Source organism: Cohnella boryungensis (genome assembly GCF_042651945.1).
Lineage (GTDB): Bacteria > Bacillota > Bacilli > Paenibacillales > Paenibacillaceae > Cohnella > Cohnella boryungensis.
The window spans coordinates 293,260-313,090 of the sequence record NZ_JBHSED010000040.1 but is presented as its reverse complement, the minus strand read 5'-3'; the positions used below and the strand labels follow the sequence as shown (position 1 = coordinate 313,090).

The following is a 19,831-nucleotide window of genomic DNA, read 5'->3' as shown; positions in this document are numbered from 1 at the left end:
CGCTCAACCCCTATATTGCAATTATCTTGATCGTGCTCGTATAACGATGGATGAGGTGCAATTGCGTCGGCAGACTCTTGGCTACCAGCCAATTATCCACATTAAGTCCAGCTGCCTTAATCTGAAGCGCTTGCCGCCTTGTTGGGCGCTTGCCGTGCTTCATCGGCCACTCCGAGAGATACTATGCATTTCAACGGTCATGACACCGGCGCTTCCGTGATGAAGCAGCATCCCCGCAGTAACACCCTTCCCCATCTCCTCAACGGTCCGGGCAATTGTAGGAGGGACAGCATTCGGCTCGCTTATTCTAGCAATGTGGCCGCCGACAATGCGTGCAACCGCGTTCAGATGGGCCTTGGCGGCCTCTTCACCCTCTGCTAATGCCTCTTCCAACCACTTGTCCATGACCCTCATTTTTTCTGTCAAATCGATCGCTCCCTCTTAATTTTGTCCTGCCAATCCCTATCAAATTTGCACCGGGACGCGAGAATCTCGTAATAGCGCCGGCCTTGAACAAAGGAAACGAATTTATGGCTGCTCTGCTCATAATAAAATCCATTGAGGACGATGGGACGAACAACGATGATCTTCGGCCCGGACGGTTCTGAAAATAGCAAAAGCTGCTCCACCGTCAAATGGTTCGCCCCCTATCGTCTCGTATCCAGATAATCCGTTGCTTGTAGGACACCTTACGTGCTACCCAACCCGGATACCCGAGCGCGAAGTAAGCTTTGACTTCCCGCCGGAAGGCCGCTGGATCCGTATGATACAGCGCCCATACACGCTCCGAAATGCCGGACTGCGTCAAGAGTATACCGTCATCGTCATACACTGGGCCAACCGGCCCCGCTGAATCATGCGACACAGACCTCAACCCCGCCATCCGCGTTATCGAAGCGGATCACTTGATCGAATGCAGCCTGGGCATCCTCGATGTGGGTGATGACGAGAACTCTCTTAAACCGGCTCGCCACTGATTTGATAGAGTCGAGAACAAGCGCGCGGTGCTCCGCATCCTGGGAGCCGAGTCCCTCGTCAATCGTCAGCCATTCGACCTTACTGCCGGCGCGCTGCGCAAGCAGTTCGGCCAGCGCGAAGCGAATCGCGTAGTCAATACGGAGCTGCTCGCCGCCTGAAAACGTCTCGTATGGCCGCTCTGCCGTCCAGTCTCCGACCATGATGTCCAGCGTCTCGGATACGCCGGCGCGAGATTTGAGTTCTCGCTGCGTCTCAAAGCGGACGTAGTGCTTGCCCTTGGACATTTTCCCGAGAATCTCGTTGGCGATGCGCTCGAGCTGCGGTACGGCGTTCTCGATGATGAGCGCCGGGATTCCATCGCGGCCGAACGCCTTGATGAGCGTCTGGTAACGGACCCAACGCAATGCCTTCGGCTCGAGCTCGCTGGAGATCCGGTCACGTTCCTGCTGGTCGGCGTCGAGCGCTGTCAGGACCGCCTTGATGCCGCCGATCTGCTCGACCAGCGCCGCCTGTTCCCTCCGCCGCTGCTGCTGCGCCACCTGAAAGCGACCAAGATCGAGTTGCAACACATCGTATTCCAGCGTATCGAGGAAGAGATCTTTACGCTCTTGCTCAAGCCCATCCCGTCGTTCCTGTTTACTGGCGAGCTCCCGATCGATTGCCGCGATGCGCTCGCGTGCGTTGGTGGCATCCGTTCGGGCCGCACCGATTTCATCCTTGAGCCGTGCCCAGCGCTGCAATTCGGTTGCCTGCGCCGTCAGATTGAGCAGCGGCGCCAAAGCGGCGTCAACCGCAGTCAACTGCCCTTGAAGGTCTTGCTGTCGCTGTTCGCTCGCCGTCTTCCGAGCCTGCTGCTCGAGATGCTGCCGCTCCAATTGCTGCAGCAACTCATCCTTGCCGGCGAGCTGGGCGAATTTGATGGCAGCTTCCCGAAGCTCATCCACTCGGACCTTGCAAGCACGATGGGCGGCAAAATCGTAGTCGATCTCCAACTGCTCGGTCTGCTTTTCCGCTATCGACTGCACCAATTGATTGAGCAACGACCAGTCCAACTCTTCCAAGCTCCGGCGAAGTTTCGGCAGTTCCGCGACGGCTGCTGCGGCCGCTTGTTGAAACTTGCATGTCGGCAAGCAGCCGTTGTCGTGGATGTGTACCTCCTGCTGCTCAAGCGCGGCGATCTTGTCTGACAAACTTCGCTTTTCGAGGTTTATTCGGGTTTCCTCGCGATCACGTTGCGAAAAAAGTGTGCTCAGTTCACCCTGTAACAAATTCCACCGTTCAGCCTTATCCTCGAAGGTTCGGAGACGCTGAGATTCCGTTTCAAATGCCTCCGTTTGCTGCCGGAGCGCTTCCCGCACGGCGAGTTGCTGCTGCAACGTCGAAATCCTGCTGGACAGCGTCCCCATATCTACGCCCAACTGGACCAGTTCCGCTTCCGTCCCCGCCAGATCACACCTCAATCTCTCCAGCTCGGGCTTCCGGGACTCGAGAGAAGTAATCCGATGGTTGATTTGCTCCAATTCCGTGGACTTGGCCAAGATAGCTGTTTCATTGACCAATATCTTCTCCGATCGTTCAAGGCGACCAGTGTGTCCGAGATGCTCGGTCCATAACGTCGCGATCTCGTCGCTGATGACGGCCTGATCGCGGTCGATTTGCTCGATGCGGGTTCGCTTGACCTCGAGTACGGCAAGTTTTGACTCTGCCGTCTTAACCTGATGTTCAGCCTGCACAACAGCCGCCAACACATCGCTGTGCTGCGACTCCAGCGACCGCAGTTCCACTTCCTTCACTACTCGGCCGGCCAGACGTTCATCCAGTGTCAGCAGCTTGTCCTTCGCCTTCTCGATTTCGATGTTCAGCAAGCCGGCCCGCTGGCGGGCGCGCTCCTGCAGCTCCGGATAAATGTTGAGCCCAAGAATCTGCGACAGGATTTCCTTACGCGTGCCGGCAGTTGCACCGGTAAAGGCGTTGGCCTGACCCTGCAGGATCATGGAGCTGGCCGTAAACGTCTCGTCGTCGAGATTGAGAAGGGACCGGATTACAGCTTCGGTGTCAGTAATCTTCTCCGCGGACCGACTCTCCCATCGATCGCTAACACGCTGTTGAAACTCCAGCGTCGATTTACCTTTTCCCTTCGTGCTACGGGTCCGGATCGCCCGGAACACACTGCCTTGGTGCTCGAATTCGAAGGTGACAGACATCTCCGACATGCCACTGCGGACAAGGGCGTCCAAACTGACACCGCTGATCACGTCGCCAAAGAGAGCGAAGCGCGGCGCCAACGTGAAGGCGGATGACTTGCCCGCCCCGTTGCGACCGGCGATCGCGGCCAAGGAAACCGCCGACAAATCAATGTCGGCGTGCTCGATGGCTCTAAAATTGTTAATGATGAGGCGAATAGGAATCATACTGGAGGTGCCCCCTCTACCACTTTCAAGCAGTCAACAGCGAAGCCACCAGACTTGCCTTCGAGCAACACGACCATTTGGCCATCTCCAAGCTCCCACGGCTCGCTCCGAATCGTCCAGACTTTATTCGGGTATTTCCGCGCTTCGAAACAATTCACTATAACTACCTTCGTTCCGATCTTCACAGCCCCACCCCCATCAGTGCTTCCGTTATGGCCAGCAGTTCAACACTCTCCGTCTCGGAAATCCCTTCATTATTAGCCCAAGCTGCCAGCGCCGCGAGCGGCGTCAGCCCCTCCGTCACCTCGGCGTCCCGGACACGCTCCGTGCGCTCAACCTCCGCGCGGATCTCCGCGACGAAAAACGCACCGGCGTCGTATAGCGCCCGCTCAAGCGAGCGCCGATCGAACCGCTTCTGCAACTCTTCGCTGCAGGAATAACGCACCCGGATGATTGCGTCGTGGACGTGAGCAAAGTCATCTACTTGGCCATCCAACCAGGCGGCCACATCCATATCGCACCAGTCAATCGTCTTAAATCGGCGCGCCGGCGTTTCAATAAATTGCGATTTCACGCCTTCAATGGGACCAGAAAGATTAATCCCGTCGAAATCATGAATCCAGAAACCTGGAGTCGTATGCTCGTCACCGAAGTTATGTCGCTCTGGAGCTCCGCTGTAGTAGACGTTGCTGCCTGCGAACTGCGGGCGGTGAATGTGGCCGAGACAGACGAGATCGAACATACGGGCCGCCTCGTTCGTTAGGATCGGTTCGTTCTGGAGCAACGCATCTTCGAAGCCGGTATCAGCAAGGTCGTAGGTCAAATGGGACATGAGGATGACGGGCGCTCCGCCGACTTGAGCACGAAGCTCGCGACACGTCGCCGTGATCCAATCCGTCATCTTGGAATGAAACTCGTGCGGCGGAAGCCCAGCGAAGTCGTTTTGCAGTGCGAACGACGAGCGGTTCATGCCCGGAAGGCAGGCGACAATCACCTCTCCGTCGCTCGGAAGCGAAACAATCCCTGGCTCCGTTAGGACTTGTACGCGTGGAATCTGCATCTCGCGAATCAGATGATAGGCACTGATTGCGTCATGCGACGGTGTACCACTGGTAACGGCGACCTCAATCCCGGCTTCGGAGAACCGACGAAGCCAGGCGACAAATGCCTGAATCTCCGCCGTCGCCCGGTCGATGAACACTCGGGAATCCTTAAATGCGTCGCCGGAGAACAGCACCAGTTCGCACCCCTCATCGATGATGCGATCAGCCACCCAATTCATCGTCCGGGTAATGTCTTCGAAGCGCGATGCCGGTGTGGGGCCGGGATACCCGAAGCCCCAATGGCTATCTGCAACATGTGCAATCTTCATTTACAGGTCCTCCGGCAGATCAGCGGGGTCAAAGCCAGCGCCCCCGTCCGGTTTTTGTTCAAGGAAGTCGCCGACCTTCTTCCACTCGGCCTCCGCCTTGACATCCTGGACTACCTTCACAATCTGCCGCCCGAGCGCCATACTGGCTGCCTCAGCCAATCCATCCCAGCCCAATTCAAAATCCTTCATAAGCTTCAAGACACGGTTCTTCTGAACCGTCCCGGTAGGCTGGCCGCTACCGGAACGGCCACCGCTTTGATGGGCACCACCCTGAAATCGCCCACTGTTCGCGTTGGCCGTTCGCCCCTTGGCCTTTTTACGATCTTCCTCGGGCACATCGGCATATTCGTCCATATCGCCTTCGTCCTGTGTGAAGATGCCGCTGGACCGGGTACACTGCAACGTCAGGCCCACATAGGCCCTTTTATAGGCCATCTTGAGCACCGTGTTCCACTGTGAGAACAAGTCTTCATTCGGAATGCGGTACTGTTTGTAGTTTCCGTACTGACCCTCTTTTTCTTCGAAGAGAAGGTCAGCCTTCTCCAAGTGCGTTGGAACCTTGTTCTCGCTCACCCAACGGTAACGATATTTCGACTCGAACGTGCTGCACTCGCCCACGCCCTCACCGACTACAATCCCCGATGCGCGGTGAACGAGCTGCAGAGTATGATTGACGCGATAGTAACCTGTTTCAAAATCACGTTCTTCTTCCTTACTCTTAACGATCGCTGCGAACCCATAGAGTTCGCAAAGTTTTTCTGCGCCCGGCTTGTACAACGTCGGCTTCTGCGTCCCGGGGACAACGCCAAAGTCCTCATCCTTGACCATGATCGTTTTGAAGAACTCTTGTAGAAAATCGTATTTGGCTTTCATGTCGGTCAGCCTCCGCTTAAAGTCGGCGACGCTGCCGAATTCGAGATCGACAATCGCCCCACCTCCGGCGTTACCGCCGGAGGACTGAGGCAGAACGGAAAGGTTTCCCTCGGACAAATTAAGCCGCCTCCTTCATGAGTTCGGCCACAGCACGGAGCGCGCGAAACTCGTCGCGCACCTTACCAAGCCGAGCAACCGCATTCTTCAAGTTCAGTTCAGCGTCGGACAACGCTTCGCGCTCATGCTCCGTGTACTGGCGGATTTGAGCTGCACGAATTTCAGCGTTCTTGCCGTCGATCACGTTTCCGAGCAGCAAAGAATCCTCCTTTGCTTGCAGGGATTCCTTCGCCACAACGAGCCGTCCATTTGCCTGAAGAACGACTTCCTCCGCTTCGGAAATTTCCGTCGGCAGGGTCAGCAGGCGATTGATAATCGATTGTTTGTCCATAAGTCCTCCTTGGATTATCATTGATAGCTATGCTATATGGATGACATAGTAGTTCCTCACATGAAGAATGTGGATTGAAACCTTGTAGGGGAGCCGCCATCATGGTAAAATGGCGGCAGATTTGGTTTTTCGGATAGCCCGCTGCAACGGGCTATTTTTCATTCCTCGCAACCATCACAATTCCGCGGATACCCCGGCTCCTCACCGTCGATCAGATCACCGCAGACTTGGCAATACAGCCCATCCAACACAGCTTCAGCAGCTTCGCCCATGCCATCCCTCCTTCCGTATGTATTTGGGCGATCACAACGACTTCTAGCGATCGCTTGATGCGTCAGCCGCATCTGGAAACGCACGAGCTACTGACCCCGAGCCTGGGAGAGGCCCACTCGCACGTCTGCGGATATGGCTGACAGCCCTACCGGCCGATTGCCCCGGCCGGTAGGCTTGTCCGAATTACACGCCGGCTTTCCGGGCTAACTCCCCAATTGCAGTTCGGCTGAACTGCTTGCCTTGAAATTCGATCAGATCATCAAGCGCCCCCGTTATGATGCAGCCCGGGACGTACTTGCGCAGTAGGATCAATTCCCCCTGTACAAAGACTTCAAGCGGATCTCCTTCCGAAATCCCCAGTGTGCGCCGCAGTTCCTTCGGCAGCACCACACGTCCAAGCTCGTCCATCTTGCGAACAATTCCAGTTGCTTTCATATTCAAATCCTCCGTTGTGGCCGCAACTTCGGCGGCATTAGATGGCAGCGGAATCGCTGCAGAAATTATTTCAACTGCTTGCTGTACCATCTGCATGACAAGACTCAGCCTTGTGTTCTGCAGAACAAGATATTCCATAAACCCGCCGACATTAACAATGCCAATGAGACTGTAATCACCGACCGACGGTAAGTTCTTTCCGACCCCCGCGCCGGGACGCAGCGGACCTGATTTGAAGCGAACACAACCAACATTTGAAGGGTGCCCCAGACATGAATCAACCGCGACGACCACGTGCCCCTCAGGAACTTCAAGCAACCGCAACATCAGATTTTCGGCATGAGTCGGATCATCCAAGGTGCCGACAACGTTATATCCGAGTTCTGTTAAACGAGACCCAACGAGCAGGCCGAACGCATCCCCGGTCGATCGATCAGTGCCGATGCAGAAGAAGGTGATCTGATCCGGTGAATATTCCTTTGCCAATTTCGTCATTGCCTCGATCACGTTGACTCCTCCTTGCCTACGCGTCTCCACTGCGGTACAATAGGAACAACTACATTTTGATTTGCCTTTGAATTCAGTCGCCCCGCCAGGCGGCTGTTTTTTATTTCTGCGAGCTGCAAGCGCTCGAGCAGCGCAATGCGTCTTTCAATTCCCCGCTGCACCCGTCGCGCATTTGCGAACCATTCCGGATGCACTACCGTCAACGTCAGCCAACCGTCGAGCTCGTCGATTCGTTCCTGGAGAGGTAACAAATGGCTTCCCTCCTACCACTTCGGGCATTCGTGCAGATTAAGCACGTAAGTTTCGATCATGACCAGCATCGCCGGCCTGAACTCGTAGCGTCGGAACTCCTTCTGAACAGCTTTCTGCCCCAGTTCCGTCAACTGATATCCCGCATCCGTAAGTACCAACTTGCCCTCTTCGATCAATTGGCGCCTGCAGGATGCCAGCACCGATTCCTGAATTTCCTCAGCTGCGTTCATCGCTTCGCACTCCATTCTGCTAATTTGAAAGATTAGACCGGCACCAGTACACCGTGCAGTCCGGTTACGATCCGGACTGGCAATTTTCGCGTGATGACTAACGCGACCGGCTCCCCGGTATCGCCGACTTGCCGATAATACTTGCGATTGTAGCTATCGAGCCGATCACCCTCCTGGACAATCAGCATGTCCGCTGTCTCGCGAATAATCGGCTTGCCAACCAATACGCTCATTTGCACCCTTGCTCACCTCCCTTCATTTAACTGACAGAAATGTGCACAATAAGTCCCTTTGCGTCTACCCACGCATTTTATTTGGCTACCAATTCGAAACAATTTCTTCGATTGCTTTCAACGTCGGCTGGGCCAGCCACCAGCGTTTACGTTGTTTCTTTCGCTCATACATCCGAACACGCGGATCAGATAGAATCTCATCTTCCAGATATCGCACGGACATTGATGTCAATTCGGCGATTTTGTTAATGTCCAGGAGCAACAATTGCTGATGAACCTGTCTGCTGATTTGTTCCTCAATAATCCGCGCAATTTCTTTCTGATCGACTTCGATGTGAACCTTGGCGGCGGGAATCAATAGGTTTCACCTCGCTTTCTGTCGAATATTTCCTGCTCCTCGGGTAAAATGGTAGTTATCCAGACTATCCATTCGAGAAAGGAGGTGAAAACGTATGTTAAAAACTAATAAGGAATTTGCCATAAAAACGGCGGTTGAGTTAGCGAAGATCAACATCCAATCAACTGACAAATGGATTACTCCTGAAGAAGTCAATTACTTCATGCAAGAAATCTATTCTTTTTTGACGGACGAAAAAGGAAAAGAGTAATTGTCGAGTAAGAGCCTAGCAACTTCCGGAAGAGCCGTAATCTCTTCTGGAGTTGCTAGTTCTTTTTTTGAAATGATGTGTATGACCCAATCCTCTAAGGCTTCAATTACAGTCGCTCGCTTGTCCACCCTCTCACCTCGTTTCCCCAACAGACCTCGTCAGTCTAGAGTTTCATGTTTCATAATTTTTCTACGTTAAAGAGTCAGCTAACCTCTGCATCCGTCTTTTTGAACAAGTAGTCGAGAGTAAAATCCGGAAAAAACATAGTTTGGATCGATTTTGCTTCGTCAATCAACATGGGGGATTTTCCGTTGAGTTTGTCGGACACCGTTGCACTACGTCCTTTAAAAATTACAATTAAGTCCTTCCTCTTTAACCCACGCCTTGCCATTTCGGCATCTAAGTTAGGATACATTTCATCACCCCTTTGTTACTATATATCGTAGGTGTGCTCTGAATATATACGACAAAAAGCAACTTGTCAACAGGTATGAGAAAGAAAGTTACTTTATATCGCACTTTCCCGCTTTACAAATGCTATTTCGGATGCTAAATTAAAGTTAAATTACGGATTATCGTAATATTGGATATTCGGAAGGTGGAAAGAGATGAAGCGCGGTGAGTTTCTATCTAAAGTGATCGCAGAAAAGGGATTCAATAACATGAGCTTAGCTAAAGCCTCGGGTGTCCCGTATACGACGATCAGATCAATGATTGAGCGTGATCTGTCGAACGCATCTATTGATAACCTTTTATTAATATGTAAGGTTCTAGATGTTCCTCCGGAATTACTCGCAGATCCAGAAAACTGGTCAAACGATAAAACCCAACCCTACTATGCACTCACTTCCAAGGACGAGCGTGATATCGCCAAAGACTTAGAACGGATTATGGCCGACCTGGACAGCAAGGAAGCATTGGCCTTCCACGGCGAACCACTTGACGACGAGGATCGCGAGCTTCTTCGTCGTTCGTTGGAGAACTCTTTGATTGTTGCAAGACAGATGGCCAAGAAGAAATTCACACCGAAGAAATACAGAAACTAACAGCGAGGGGATCATCGTGCGAATTAAGAGCATGGTGAAGCGAATAGCCGATAAATACGACACCAACGACCCACTTCAGATCGCTTCACAAAAGCAAATCTTAATCTTCTACGAGAATTTTAAAAACATTTGGGGCTATTTCAATTCCAGCCGAAGAACCATGATGATTCATGTGAACGCCAACTTGAATGAAGCTCTTCAACGTTTTGTAATTGCTCATGAACTAGGTCATCGTATTCTGCATCCGAATGTCAATGTACCCTTTCTACGATCTAACACGCTGCATTCGATCGAGCGCATCGAACGGGAAGCAAACCAATTTGCTGTCGAACTACTGATCGAGGATGATCTCCTTCTGGACGGATTAACGATTTACGAAGCAGCCACAGTTTCCGGAGTACCGGTTGAACTGGCGTACCTCAAGAAGATACCAAGATGATCATCAACTCAATACATAGATCAACTCGCGCTTCCCCGCCGCGAGGCGGTTCATCATACACAAATACAGAACATACATTCCCTTTACGGAGGTGATTAGTTAAAAAATTGTTACGTCCGCACACTTCGCGGGCGCATGGCTTGAACAAACCAATCCCCCAAATGCGTCTACCCACGTCTAAAGGGATGGTAAATTTGAAATTGCATAAGTCGAAGATTGACGATGAAATTTACTATTATCTATTGAAGAATGGCGAGAAACGATTTATGTATCGCCACAAGTATAATGATGCACGTGGTAAAAGGAAGGAAAAGAAGAAAAGCTCCTTCTTGACGGACAAGGCTGCGCTGAAGGCGCTTATTGAGGTTAAGGCCACTTTGCTGCGTGGGCAAGTCAAGCAGGTCGAGCATAGCCAGATGACAGTATCCCAGTGGCTGGACATTTGGTACGAAACATACAACAGTAGTTGGGAAATCACTACTAGGCTGCAGCGTAAAAATGCAATCGAGTTACAAATGAAGCCACTGCTCGGCAAATATAAGCTCATTTCTTTGGACAAGACGACGTATATCCGAGAGTACATCAATGTCCTCAAACAGAAGTACGCCGATAGCACAGTAGCATTGTTTCATCGTTTGTTTAAAATCGCTATTAACGCTGCTGTAGAAGATGAGATTATTCCCCGGAATCGATTTCGAAAAGTCTCTGTCGAGATCGACGACGAACTTGAGAATGTCCTTACGGCATCCGAGTTGGATTTATTTCTAGAAGCGGCACAAGAACATGAGAATATCACGAACTACACACTCATTTTATTACTCGCCTTTACCGGCGTTCGAAAAGGTGAGGCGCTTGGATTGCGATGGAAACACATCGACTTTGAGAATAAAACACTCACCGTTGACTGGACTCGTGATCGGCATGGGTGCAGGCCGCCCAAGACGAAAAACAGCTATCGCATGATCCCGATTGATAAATTGTTGGTCGATCAACTTCTTGCTTATCAACGTTGGTGTGTGGAGAAGAAATTCTCGTTCGGCCTGAAAGTGGACAAGAAGAATGACCTCATTTTCATCTCTTACCAAGATGGGGTGCCTATCGCAGAAAACATGCCTCACTACTCTTTCAATCGTGTGCACAAGGTTCTTACTGACCAGAAAACGCCAGTAAATAAAATATCTCCTCACGGACTTCGTCACACGCATGCAACCATCTTGATTAATCAAGGAATACCCGTCAAGACAATTGCTAAACGTCTGGGCAACACGGTAGCCGTGATCCTAAAAGTGTACTCACATTCTTTCAAGGAATATGAATTGATGGCCGTATCCGCTTTCGGAAGCACTCTGACATTTGGGGCAAGTGGGGCTACAAGTGGGGCTAATTGATCAATAAATGCCCGGAGACTGCTATAATACTGGGGTTTTTGTCGTTTGCGAGTGTTACAGCCGTTAATCGTTCTTCCGCAGAACCACCCCGAATGACGGGGTGGTTTTTTTCGTTTGACCGATTGACATTGATAATGAGAATTACTATCATTTGAAGGGGCAGTTATTCTATGCGAGAAAGCCGGTGCGGACATGAAGAAGATCAAGTTTTGCTGCAGGAACTTCAAGCATGGCTCCAAGTCGGTATACAAAACGCTTAAAACCGAATATCCTGAGCTCAAGCGCAAGAAAAAAGATTGCCTCGGCGTCTGCAAGCTGTGCACGAAGCAGTGCATGGCCCTGATCGGCAAAACGGAAATTATCGTCGCCCCTTCTCCCGAAGCGCTATACGAAAAATTAAAGCATCGGATAGGATGACCCGCGTATTTGTGGTACAATTCGGGTAGATTCTACAGATATCCATATTTAAGGAGTGACTGGCCGATGATAAACGAAACGTTAAGCAAAGCCCTGAACGATCAACTCAACTTTGAGCTTTATTCCGCTCACGTATACCTGGCCATCGCAGCCTACTGCTCGGGCGAAAGTCTCGACGGCTTCGCCAACTTCTTCACCGTGCAAGCCGAGGAAGAGAAGTTCCACGCGATGAAAATTTATAAATACTTGAACGACAGAGGCATCCGCGTTCGCCTGTCGGGCATGGATACGCCGAACAACGAATATTCGTCGGTGCTGGAAGCTTACGAGCACGCCTACGCCCACGAGCAGGAAGTCACCCGCCGCATCTACGACCTGTCCGACCTTGCGCTGAACGATCGCGAGCATGCTACGATTCAATTTCTGAAATGGTTTATCGACGAGCAGGTTGAGGAAGAATCGATGTTCGACAGCATCATCAACAAGCTCAAGCGGATTGACAAGGACAGCAATGCCTTCTTCATGATGGATTCCGAATTTGCGGCGCGGACGTTTACGCCTCCCGCCCTGTAAGAAGGATGCCTTGATCGACCGACACACGGCTGAGCCGAGATTTTCTCGTGCTCGGCCGTTTTTGATTTTGGCGCATGCCGCACGTTCCCGTCGTCTCAAACACAACCGCAGACGTTTTCATGCGTATAATGTAATCGGAGTCCTTCCGCCGCTCGCGCTTCAAGAGAAGGATCGGTTCCCAAGACATGCCGAAAGCAAGGCGCAGTCTGGCATATCCAATCGTTTTGCTCCTGATTGCTGATCTGGCAGATAGCTTTCCAAGGAAGCCAAACAATGGGTATATGTGCTATAATGGTTCTGTTTGTTTAAGGAGGCTTTCTTAATGACCACGACTAAACATCCCCCATCCGAGCCTAAACGAAAGGGAGAGGGCTTCAAAACAGCGAGTAAAATCGCCGGCTTCACCGTATTGTGGCTGATTCTTTTCGGAGTGCTGGCCGGATTGGTCGGAGCCGGAGCGGTAACGGGCTTCGTCGCATCCCTCGTGCACGACGATCCGATCCGCGATGCCAGTCTGATCGAGGAGAAGATTAACGAGAACGCGATTACGGGCTTCGTATATTTCAACGATGGAACGCCAATCGGCCAATTGCGCTCCGAAGAGGATCGCCGCCCGGTTACCTACGACCAAATCCCGCAGACCATTGTCGATGCGGTCATCGCCATAGAGGACAAAAACTTCTTCACTCATCCAGGCGTCGACACCAATGGTTTGTTCCGTGCGGTTAAGCAGCAATTGCTGAACGAAAGCGTGCAGACGGGCGGAAGTACGATTACGCAGCAATTGGCCCGGAGGGTATTCCTCAATCTGGATCAGACCTCCAGCCGCAAAGCCAAGGAAATTTTTCTGTCCCTGCGTTTGGAAAGATATTTGAAGAAAGAAGAAATCTTGACTGCCTATCTGAACAAAGTGCCTTACGGCAACGGTTCGAACGGCTATCAGGTATTCGGCATCAAAGCCGCCTCCAAGGGCATCTTCGGCATCGAGAAGCTGGACAAGCTCAACATTGCCCAAGCCGCCTATCTGGCGGGCGTCCCGCAGCTCCCTTCCCTCTACTCCGCCTTTAACGGCAAAGGAGAGTTCAACGAGAAAAACTTCAAGCGCGCGGTAACGCGGCAGAAGCTCGTTCTCAGCCGCATGCTGGAGGAGAAGAAAATTACGCAAGCCCAGTACGAAGAAGCTCTCGCCTTCGACCTCTACAGCTCGCTGGCCAAGCCGAGCGAGAAAGCTTACAACACTTATCCTTACCTGATGCTTGAGGTAGAGCGTCAAGCCGCAGAGCTGCTGGTGCTGAAGCAAAATCCCGATCTTAAGCGCGAAGACCTGAAGAAAAAGGAAAACTCGGCCCTGATCGAGGATGCGCGCGCGCAGCTTCTGCGCGGCGGCTATAAGGTCACGACGACGATCGACAAGAAAATCTACAACCTGATGCACGGAATCGCGGAAAATCCGGATAATTTCGCTCCAGACCATCCGGTCAAAGGTGTCGAGCAGATTGCCGCCGTGATGATCGATCATAAGACAGGCGCTATACTGGGCATGATCGAAGGTCGCGACTTCCACATCGAACAGATGAATTTCGCTACCCAGATGGTCAAGCAGCCCGGCTCGGCGATGAAGCCGATCGGCGCTTACTTGCCGGCCATCGACAAAGGCTTAATTCAACCGGGCAGCATTCTGGACGACTCGCCGGTCATTCTTAAGAATGGCGGCAGCGGTTACCATATTCCGAAAAACTCCAACAATCGCTATTCCGGACTCGTTACGGCCCGTCAGGCCCTGAACAATTCCTACAACATTCCGGCATTGAAAATTTTCTTGAACAAAGTAGGAATCAAGGAGTCCTGGAAGTTTGTTCGCTCCCTCGGGATTACAACGCTCGTCAAGGAAGACGACGAAGCGCAGACGGGTGTCATCGGCGGTCTGAAATACGGAACCTCCGTCGAGGAGCTGACCAACGCTTATGCCGCAATCGCGAACAAAGGAGTCTTCAACGACGCTTATCTTATCGAAAGCATTCGCGATACCAACAATCAGATTGTGTACAAGCACGAGCTAAACCCGAAAAAGGTCGTATCCGAGCAGTCCGCCTATCTGATGACCGACATGCTTCGCACGGTCGTAACGAACGGAACGGCGACATCGTTGACCTCGCAATTCAAAAATTACAAGAGCATTCCGATCGTCGGCAAAACCGGCACGACGCAAAATTACAGCGACGTCTGGTTCGAGGGCTACACGCCCGACATTACGCTTGGCGTATGGGCCGGATACGAGAAGGTCATCCATACCTTGTCCTCGGACAGCCACGGCCGCGCTAAAGCGATCTGGGCCAAAATCATGAACGAGGTGACCGAGGCGCGGCCTGAGCTGTTCCCGACCAAGTCGTTCGAGAAGCCGGACGGCATTGTATCGATGACGGTATCCAGCGTCAGCGGCAAGCTGCCTACGGAATTGACGAGAGCTGCCGGCAAGCTCGTCAGCGATATCTTTAATCGCAAATTCATCCCGACGGAGTCGGACGATGGGCTAGTCAGGGTCAAATACATTTCGTACAATGGCGTCAATTACTTGCCGCAGAACGGAACGCCTGAGGATCTGCTGAGGGAATCGGTGATGGTCGTGCGCGAGACGCCTCTCGACACACTGATCGAGGAGCTGAAGGCGAAGCTTGGCAAGGTATCGGCCCAAAACCGCCGAGCGCTTTCTTACTACCTTCCCAAGGATGCGTCCGAAAGCGCGCCTTCCAAGATTGATCCGCGCGTCGAGGATGGAGCCGCTCCGGGATCGCCGAAGAACGTTGCGGTAGAGGTACTGAACAACCTGGCTCGAATTACGTTTACCCCCGCGCCGCAGGCGGATGTTGCCGGATATCGGCTGTACCGCTCTGTGAACGGAGGACCGTATCAGAAGATCGAAGCCTCGGTTCCGGCCGGCGACGATTCGAAATTCGTTAATTACATCAGCTCGCGCCAAAGCTATAACTATTATGTGACCGCGGTTGATGTCGCCGGCAACGAATCGGCGGCAAGCGCGATCGTTTCTCCCGATGGCGGCATTATCGTAGATCCGTCGCTGCCCGGCAACGGTGATTCGGGCAATGCCAGCCCAGGGACATCCAATCCGGGCACGTCGTCCGGGAATCCGGAAACTCCGGTCGGCGGAGACAACCACAGCCATTCGCCTTCTACTCCGGGCGGTCTAAGCGCTCAGAGCACAGAGATCGGCGTTACGTTGAACTGGAACGCCAACCCTGCCGGGGAAGGCGTAACGCAATACCAGGTATGGTACAGCTCGGAAAACGACAAGTACAAGCTGCTGGGCACGACCGAATCAACGTCCTTTGAGTATATCGCCCCGATGGCCGCAGGCTGGTATCGGATCACGGCGATCAACTCCTCCGGGGAATCCTCTCCGTCAAACACCGTTCAAGTCGGCTCGGGCGGATAAAAGCTATAACTAAAAAGCACCCGCAAGCGTCCAAGGACGAATGCGGGTGCTTTTTATTGGTTAGTCTTCAATCGTCGATAGATCTCCGGTTGGAAGATTCAGCTCCCAGGCTTTGAGCACCCTTCTCATGATTTTACCGCTGCGGGTCTTGGGAAGCTTATCCTTGAACTCAATCTCGCGCGGAGACGCATGAGCCGACAGACCTTCCTTCACGAACTTGGCGATATCCGCCTTAAGCTCGTCGGAAGGGGCATAGCCTTCGCGAAGCGAGATGAACGCTTTGATAATCTCGCCGCGAAGCGGGTCGGGCTTGCCGATTACGCCCGCTTCCGCGACCGCAGGATGCTCGACCAGCTTGCTCTCGACCTCGAAAGGACCTACCCGCTCGCCGGATGTGTTAATCACATCGTCGATCCGGCCTTGGAACCAGAAGTAGCCCTCTTCGTCCTTGTACGCGGAATCGCCCGAGACATACCAGCCTGGAATGTGAAAATATTCCGCATACTTCGTCGGGTTATTCCAGATCTTGCGCATCATGGACGGCCACTGCGTTCGAATCGCCAGATTGCCCATTCGAAACGGAGGAAGCTCGTTTCCTTGATCGTCGATGATGGCCGCCTGCACGCCGGGTACGGGGCGCCCCATCGATCCCGGCTTAATCTCCATGCTTGGGTAGTTGCAGATTAACTGTCCGCCGGTTTCCGTCATCCACCAGGTATCGTGTATCCGCTGGCCGTAGACCCGATTTCCCCAACGAACGACCTCCGGGTTAAGCGGCTCTCCGACGCTGAGCACATGGCGCAGGCTGGACAGATCGAACGGCTTGACCGCGTCGTCCCCGGCTCCCATCAGCATGCGAAACGCCGTTGGAGCGCTGTACCATACCGTTACTTTATACTTTTCAATCGTGGCGTACCAATCCTGAGGACTGAACCGTCCGCCGCGCACAACGTTCGTCACTCCGTTCAACCATGGCGCGAATACGCCGTAGGACGTACCCGTTACCCAGCCCGGGTCGGCCGTACACCAGTAGACGTCATCCTCGCGCAGATCGAGGACAACGCGACCGGTATGGAGGTGCTGGAGCATCGCGTTCTGAACGTGAAACACGCCCTTCGGCTTGCCCGTCGATCCGGAAGTATAATGAAGAATTAAGCCGTCCTCCCGATCCAGGAAGGTGACCTCAGATTCATCGGAGGCCGAGGCCATCGCGGCACGATAATCTACGAGTCCGTCTGCCGTTTCGACGGATTCCCCGAAAACGATAATATGCTTTAAGTCCGGAAGCTCTTGGCGAGGAACACGCGAGAGCAGCGCGGGAGTCGTAATGAGCGCCACCGCTCCGCTATCCTGCAGACGATCTCTGACGGCTGTTTCCATAAACGCTTCGAACAGCGGACCGACGACTGCCCCGACCTTCAGCGTGCCTAACAAGCTAAAGTACAATTCCGGCGTCCGCGGCATGAAGATAAACACGCGGTCTCCCTTATCGACGCCCAGACCGCGCAGCACGTTGGCGAAGCGGTTCGATTGCTTGGCCATCTCCGCGAAGGTATAGCTTTCCTCCCGGTGATTGTCGCTATAGTGCAGGGCTGTCTTCTCGCCCCGTCCGGCCGCTACGTGACGATCGATCGCCTCGTAAGCCATGTTCACCTTGCCCGTTGCAGCCCAGGAGAACGTCTTCTCAACGGCCTCCCAGCTAAAGCTCTTTACCGCTTCCTCGTAAGATGCCATGTTAGATTCGGTTGCCGTTACGGCCAATTTTTCGTCCGATTGCAAAGTCACTATCCATCACCTTCCCATTGAAATGCGGGCAACCCGCTGCGAATGCGCTTTCATGATGTGGAGGAGAGAAACTCCTCTGCCACAGCCATTATACCACAGCGTACCCGGGAGGCGCATAGCTCCGGGGGGCATTTTACGCCACGCCAAGGACAAATTTCCTTTGATCTCCAAGCAAAATCTCCTCCGCCGGCGTCATAGATGCTATAATGAACAAAGCTCGGCATCGGTTAAGGGGAGGGCGGCATGGAGCATATCAAAAGGTTTGTCCGGCATACGATTGAACGGCATGGCCGGTCCCTAAGCGTAGAAGGCCCCATTGCGCCGGAAGCGCTTCGCAATCTGCAGATGCATCCCAAGCTGGATGCCTTTCGAAGACCTCTGGAGCAGCATCAAGCGCTCGTTGAAATCGCCGAGCTGCCCGAAGGACGGATTATCGCGGCTTTGGACGGCGATCTGATCGTCGGCTACGTCACCTTTCACTATCCGGACGAGATGGAACGCTGGTCCGAGGGCGGCATGGAAGACCTCGTAGAGCTGGGAGCAATCGAGGTGGCGGACGACTACCGCAACTTCGGGCTGGGCAAGGCTCTTATCTCCGCCGCATTCGAAGACGGTCAGCTTGACAATATGATCGTATTCACGACAGAGTATTATTGGCACTGGGATCTGGAGTCCAGCGGCCTTAACGTATGGGAGTATCGCGAAATGATGGAGCGGCTGATGAAATCGGTCGGCATGGTCTGGTTCGCGACAGACGATCCGGAAATCTGCGCGCATCCCGCCAATTGCCTGATGGTCCGCATCGGCAAGGATGTTCCGCTGTCATCGGCGGAGCAATTCGACCGCGTTCGCTTTAGACAGCGTTTCATGTATTAGAAAGGAAGGCGACCTTCTCTGGCTTCCAATACGATATGGATTAACAATACGGCTTCAGACGCCTATCGGTTTTCCGACGATCATCCCTTTCATCCCGTACGGCTGGAGCTGACGGAAAATCTGTTGAACGCAAGCGGCGCGCTGGATCGAAGCCTCATGGTCCCTCCCGGCCTTCACGACGAGGCGCAGCGGATCATTCACGGGATTCATCGCGCGGATTACATTCAAACGGTCATGGAGCTCAGCCGGGCCGCACCCTCCGCGGGAGCGCTTAGTCAAGCCCCGCAATACGGCCTGGAGACGGACGGAGAGACGCCGCACTTTCCGAATATGCATCAAGCCGCTGCAGGGCTGGTCGCGGGCTCTATGTCCGCCGCTGACGCCGTTATGTCCGGCCGTGCGACCAGGGCGCTGCATCTCCCCGGAGGGCTTCATCACGCCTTTCCCGATCGCGCCGCCGGCTTCTGCGTTTACAATGACGCCGCCGCCGCGATTGCGTTCATTCGCGAGAAATATGGGGCTCGCGTGCTCTATATCGATACCGATGTGCATCACGGAGACGGCGTGCAATGGTTTTTCTATACCGACCCTAACGTATTTACGTTATCCATCCACGAAACCGGCAAGTTTTTGTTTCCCGGAAGCGGCTTCCCGTACGAACGCGGCGACTCGGCAGGCTATGGCGCTTGCCTGAACATTTCCATGGAGCCGTACACGGAGGACGATTCCTGGCTGGCCTGCTTCGAGCAAGCCCTGCTGCGGGCCGCTCGCGTATTCCAGCCGGACATTATTGTCAGTCAGCACGGCTGCGATGCGCACGCCTTCGATCCGCTCGCTCACATCCATTGCAGCATGCGGATCTATCGGGAAATGCCCAGGATGATCCGTGCAGTTGCCGAGCAGTACGCGGACGGTCGCTGGGTCGCCCTGGGCGGCGGCGGTTACGATCACTGGCGGGTTGTTCCGAGAGCCTGGAGCTTGCTCTGGCTGGAGATGAGCAACCATCCTCTGCTCTCCTCCATCGATGCCAGCGCGGACGGCGGTCCGCTCCCGTCCCTGTGGCCTAGCGTCGCGCTGCATCGAAAGCCGGACGTCCCTCTGCCCTCTTCCTGGCTGGATGACGTCCAATCCTGGACGCCGATGCCCCGCAGGGCGGAAATTACCGTGAAGAACGCCAAAAACCTGGAGATTGCCCTCCAGCATATCGGTTGACGGCCGACGGGAGCGCCGGCTTAT

22 protein-coding genes are annotated in these 19,831 nt (G+C 53.5%); 9 read left to right on the top strand and 13 right to left on the bottom strand.

Features of this window, described 5'->3' with window-relative positions:
- Positions 1 to 10 precede the first annotated feature (10 nt).
- The 12 genes from ACFO1S_RS20150 to ACFO1S_RS20095 all read right to left on the bottom strand — a co-directional run bounded on the left by ACFO1S_RS20150 (position 11) and on the right by ACFO1S_RS20095 (position 8,370).
- Positions 11 to 163 carry a DUF6906 family protein gene (locus ACFO1S_RS20150; RefSeq protein ID WP_378127439.1) on the bottom strand — a complete coding sequence of 51 codons (153 nt, stop codon included), beginning with the start codon at positions 161 to 163 and terminating at the stop codon, positions 11 to 13.
- The gene (locus ACFO1S_RS20145) at positions 160 to 426 is read right to left on the bottom strand and encodes a hypothetical protein (RefSeq protein ID WP_378127437.1); all 267 of its coding nucleotides are present in this window, start codon (positions 424 to 426) and stop codon (positions 160 to 162) included. Before ACFO1S_RS20145 ends, ACFO1S_RS20150 begins: the two co-directional genes overlap by 4 nt.
- Positions 423 to 635, bottom strand: a complete 213-nt coding sequence (locus ACFO1S_RS20140; protein ID WP_204601565.1) for a hypothetical protein — start codon at positions 633 to 635, stop codon at positions 423 to 425. The genes ACFO1S_RS20145 and ACFO1S_RS20140 overlap by 4 nt, the downstream gene beginning before the upstream one ends.
- A 219-nt stretch (positions 636 to 854) precedes the next feature.
- Positions 855 to 3,389: a sbcc family protein gene (locus tag ACFO1S_RS20135; protein ID WP_204601337.1), complete on the bottom strand. Its 2,535-nt coding sequence runs from the start codon at positions 3,387 to 3,389 to the stop codon at positions 855 to 857.
- 181 nt (positions 3,390 to 3,570) lie between these two features.
- On the bottom strand, positions 3,571 to 4,761 hold the full coding sequence (locus tag ACFO1S_RS20130; protein WP_204601336.1) for a metallophosphoesterase family protein: 1,191 nt from the start codon (positions 4,759 to 4,761) through the stop codon (positions 3,571 to 3,573).
- On the bottom strand, positions 4,762 to 5,751 hold the full coding sequence (locus tag ACFO1S_RS20125) for a hypothetical protein (RefSeq protein WP_204601335.1): 990 nt from the start codon (positions 5,749 to 5,751) through the stop codon (positions 4,762 to 4,764).
- Between the two features lies 1 nt (position 5,752).
- Positions 5,753 to 6,082 carry a hypothetical protein gene (locus ACFO1S_RS20120; RefSeq protein WP_204601334.1) on the bottom strand — a complete coding sequence of 110 codons (330 nt, stop codon included), beginning with the start codon at positions 6,080 to 6,082 and terminating at the stop codon, positions 5,753 to 5,755.
- Between the two features lie 456 nt (positions 6,083 to 6,538).
- Positions 6,539 to 7,297 carry a spore protease YyaC gene (gene yyaC / locus ACFO1S_RS20115; protein ID WP_378127434.1) on the bottom strand — a complete coding sequence of 253 codons (759 nt, stop codon included), beginning with the start codon at positions 7,295 to 7,297 and terminating at the stop codon, positions 6,539 to 6,541.
- Positions 7,294 to 7,548: a hypothetical protein gene (locus tag ACFO1S_RS20110; RefSeq protein WP_204601333.1), complete on the bottom strand. Its 255-nt coding sequence runs from the start codon at positions 7,546 to 7,548 to the stop codon at positions 7,294 to 7,296. The genes yyaC and ACFO1S_RS20110 overlap by 4 nt, the downstream gene beginning before the upstream one ends.
- A 12-nt stretch (positions 7,549 to 7,560) precedes the next feature.
- A complete protein-coding gene (locus ACFO1S_RS20105) occupies positions 7,561 to 7,779 on the bottom strand; it encodes an ABC transporter ATP-binding protein (protein WP_204601332.1) in 219 nt (72 codons plus the stop codon).
- 32 nt (positions 7,780 to 7,811) lie between these two features.
- The gene (locus ACFO1S_RS20100; protein WP_204601331.1) at positions 7,812 to 8,018 is read right to left on the bottom strand and encodes a hypothetical protein; all 207 of its coding nucleotides are present in this window, start codon (positions 8,016 to 8,018) and stop codon (positions 7,812 to 7,814) included.
- 79 nt (positions 8,019 to 8,097) lie between these two features.
- Positions 8,098 to 8,370: a hypothetical protein gene (locus ACFO1S_RS20095; protein WP_204601330.1), complete on the bottom strand. Its 273-nt coding sequence runs from the start codon at positions 8,368 to 8,370 to the stop codon at positions 8,098 to 8,100.
- A 94-nt stretch (positions 8,371 to 8,464) separates the two neighbouring features.
- Between ACFO1S_RS20095 and ACFO1S_RS20090 the strand changes: the two genes are divergently transcribed.
- The 7 genes from ACFO1S_RS20090 (at position 8,465) to ACFO1S_RS20060 (ending at position 15,934) form a co-directional block, all read left to right on the top strand.
- Complete coding sequence (locus tag ACFO1S_RS20090) at positions 8,465 to 8,620, top strand: hypothetical protein (RefSeq protein ID WP_204601329.1); 156 nt, start codon at positions 8,465 to 8,467, stop codon at positions 8,618 to 8,620.
- Positions 8,621 to 9,228: 608 nt separating this feature from the next.
- Positions 9,229 to 9,666 carry a helix-turn-helix domain-containing protein gene (locus ACFO1S_RS20085; protein ID WP_204601328.1) on the top strand — a complete coding sequence of 146 codons (438 nt, stop codon included), beginning with the start codon at positions 9,229 to 9,231 and terminating at the stop codon, positions 9,664 to 9,666.
- 16 nt (positions 9,667 to 9,682) lie between these two features.
- Positions 9,683 to 10,105, top strand: a complete 423-nt coding sequence (locus tag ACFO1S_RS20080; protein WP_378127430.1) for an ImmA/IrrE family metallo-endopeptidase — start codon at positions 9,683 to 9,685, stop codon at positions 10,103 to 10,105.
- Between the two features lie 194 nt (positions 10,106 to 10,299).
- A complete protein-coding gene (locus ACFO1S_RS20075; RefSeq protein WP_465251302.1) occupies positions 10,300 to 11,493 on the top strand; it encodes a tyrosine-type recombinase/integrase in 1,194 nt (397 codons plus the stop codon).
- A 192-nt stretch (positions 11,494 to 11,685) separates the two neighbouring features.
- A complete protein-coding gene (locus ACFO1S_RS20070) occupies positions 11,686 to 11,910 on the top strand; it encodes a DUF1450 domain-containing protein (RefSeq protein ID WP_204601326.1) in 225 nt (74 codons plus the stop codon).
- A gap of 69 nt (positions 11,911 to 11,979) precedes the next feature.
- Positions 11,980 to 12,483, top strand: coding sequence for a ferritin (locus tag ACFO1S_RS20065; protein WP_378127495.1), 504 nt, complete (start codon positions 11,980 to 11,982; stop codon positions 12,481 to 12,483).
- Positions 12,484 to 12,805: 322 nt separating this feature from the next.
- Positions 12,806 to 15,934, top strand: coding sequence for a transglycosylase domain-containing protein (locus tag ACFO1S_RS20060; RefSeq protein ID WP_204601324.1), 3,129 nt, complete (start codon positions 12,806 to 12,808; stop codon positions 15,932 to 15,934).
- Between the two features lie 60 nt (positions 15,935 to 15,994).
- On the opposite strand, the gene acsA is transcribed toward ACFO1S_RS20060, so the two are convergent.
- The gene (gene acsA / locus ACFO1S_RS20055; RefSeq protein ID WP_204601323.1) at positions 15,995 to 17,719 is read right to left on the bottom strand and encodes an acetate--CoA ligase; all 1,725 of its coding nucleotides are present in this window, start codon (positions 17,717 to 17,719) and stop codon (positions 15,995 to 15,997) included.
- A gap of 243 nt (positions 17,720 to 17,962) precedes the next feature.
- Here acsA and ACFO1S_RS20050 point away from each other — a divergent pair, with 243 nt between their 5' ends.
- Entirely contained in the window at positions 17,963 to 18,595 is a 633-nt protein-coding gene (locus ACFO1S_RS20050) for a GNAT family N-acetyltransferase (protein ID WP_204601322.1), read from the top strand.
- A gap of 18 nt (positions 18,596 to 18,613) precedes the next feature.
- Positions 18,614 to 19,807, top strand: coding sequence for an acetoin utilization protein AcuC (locus tag ACFO1S_RS20045; protein ID WP_204601545.1), 1,194 nt, complete (start codon positions 18,614 to 18,616; stop codon positions 19,805 to 19,807).
- Positions 19,808 to 19,831: the final 24 nt, after the last annotated feature.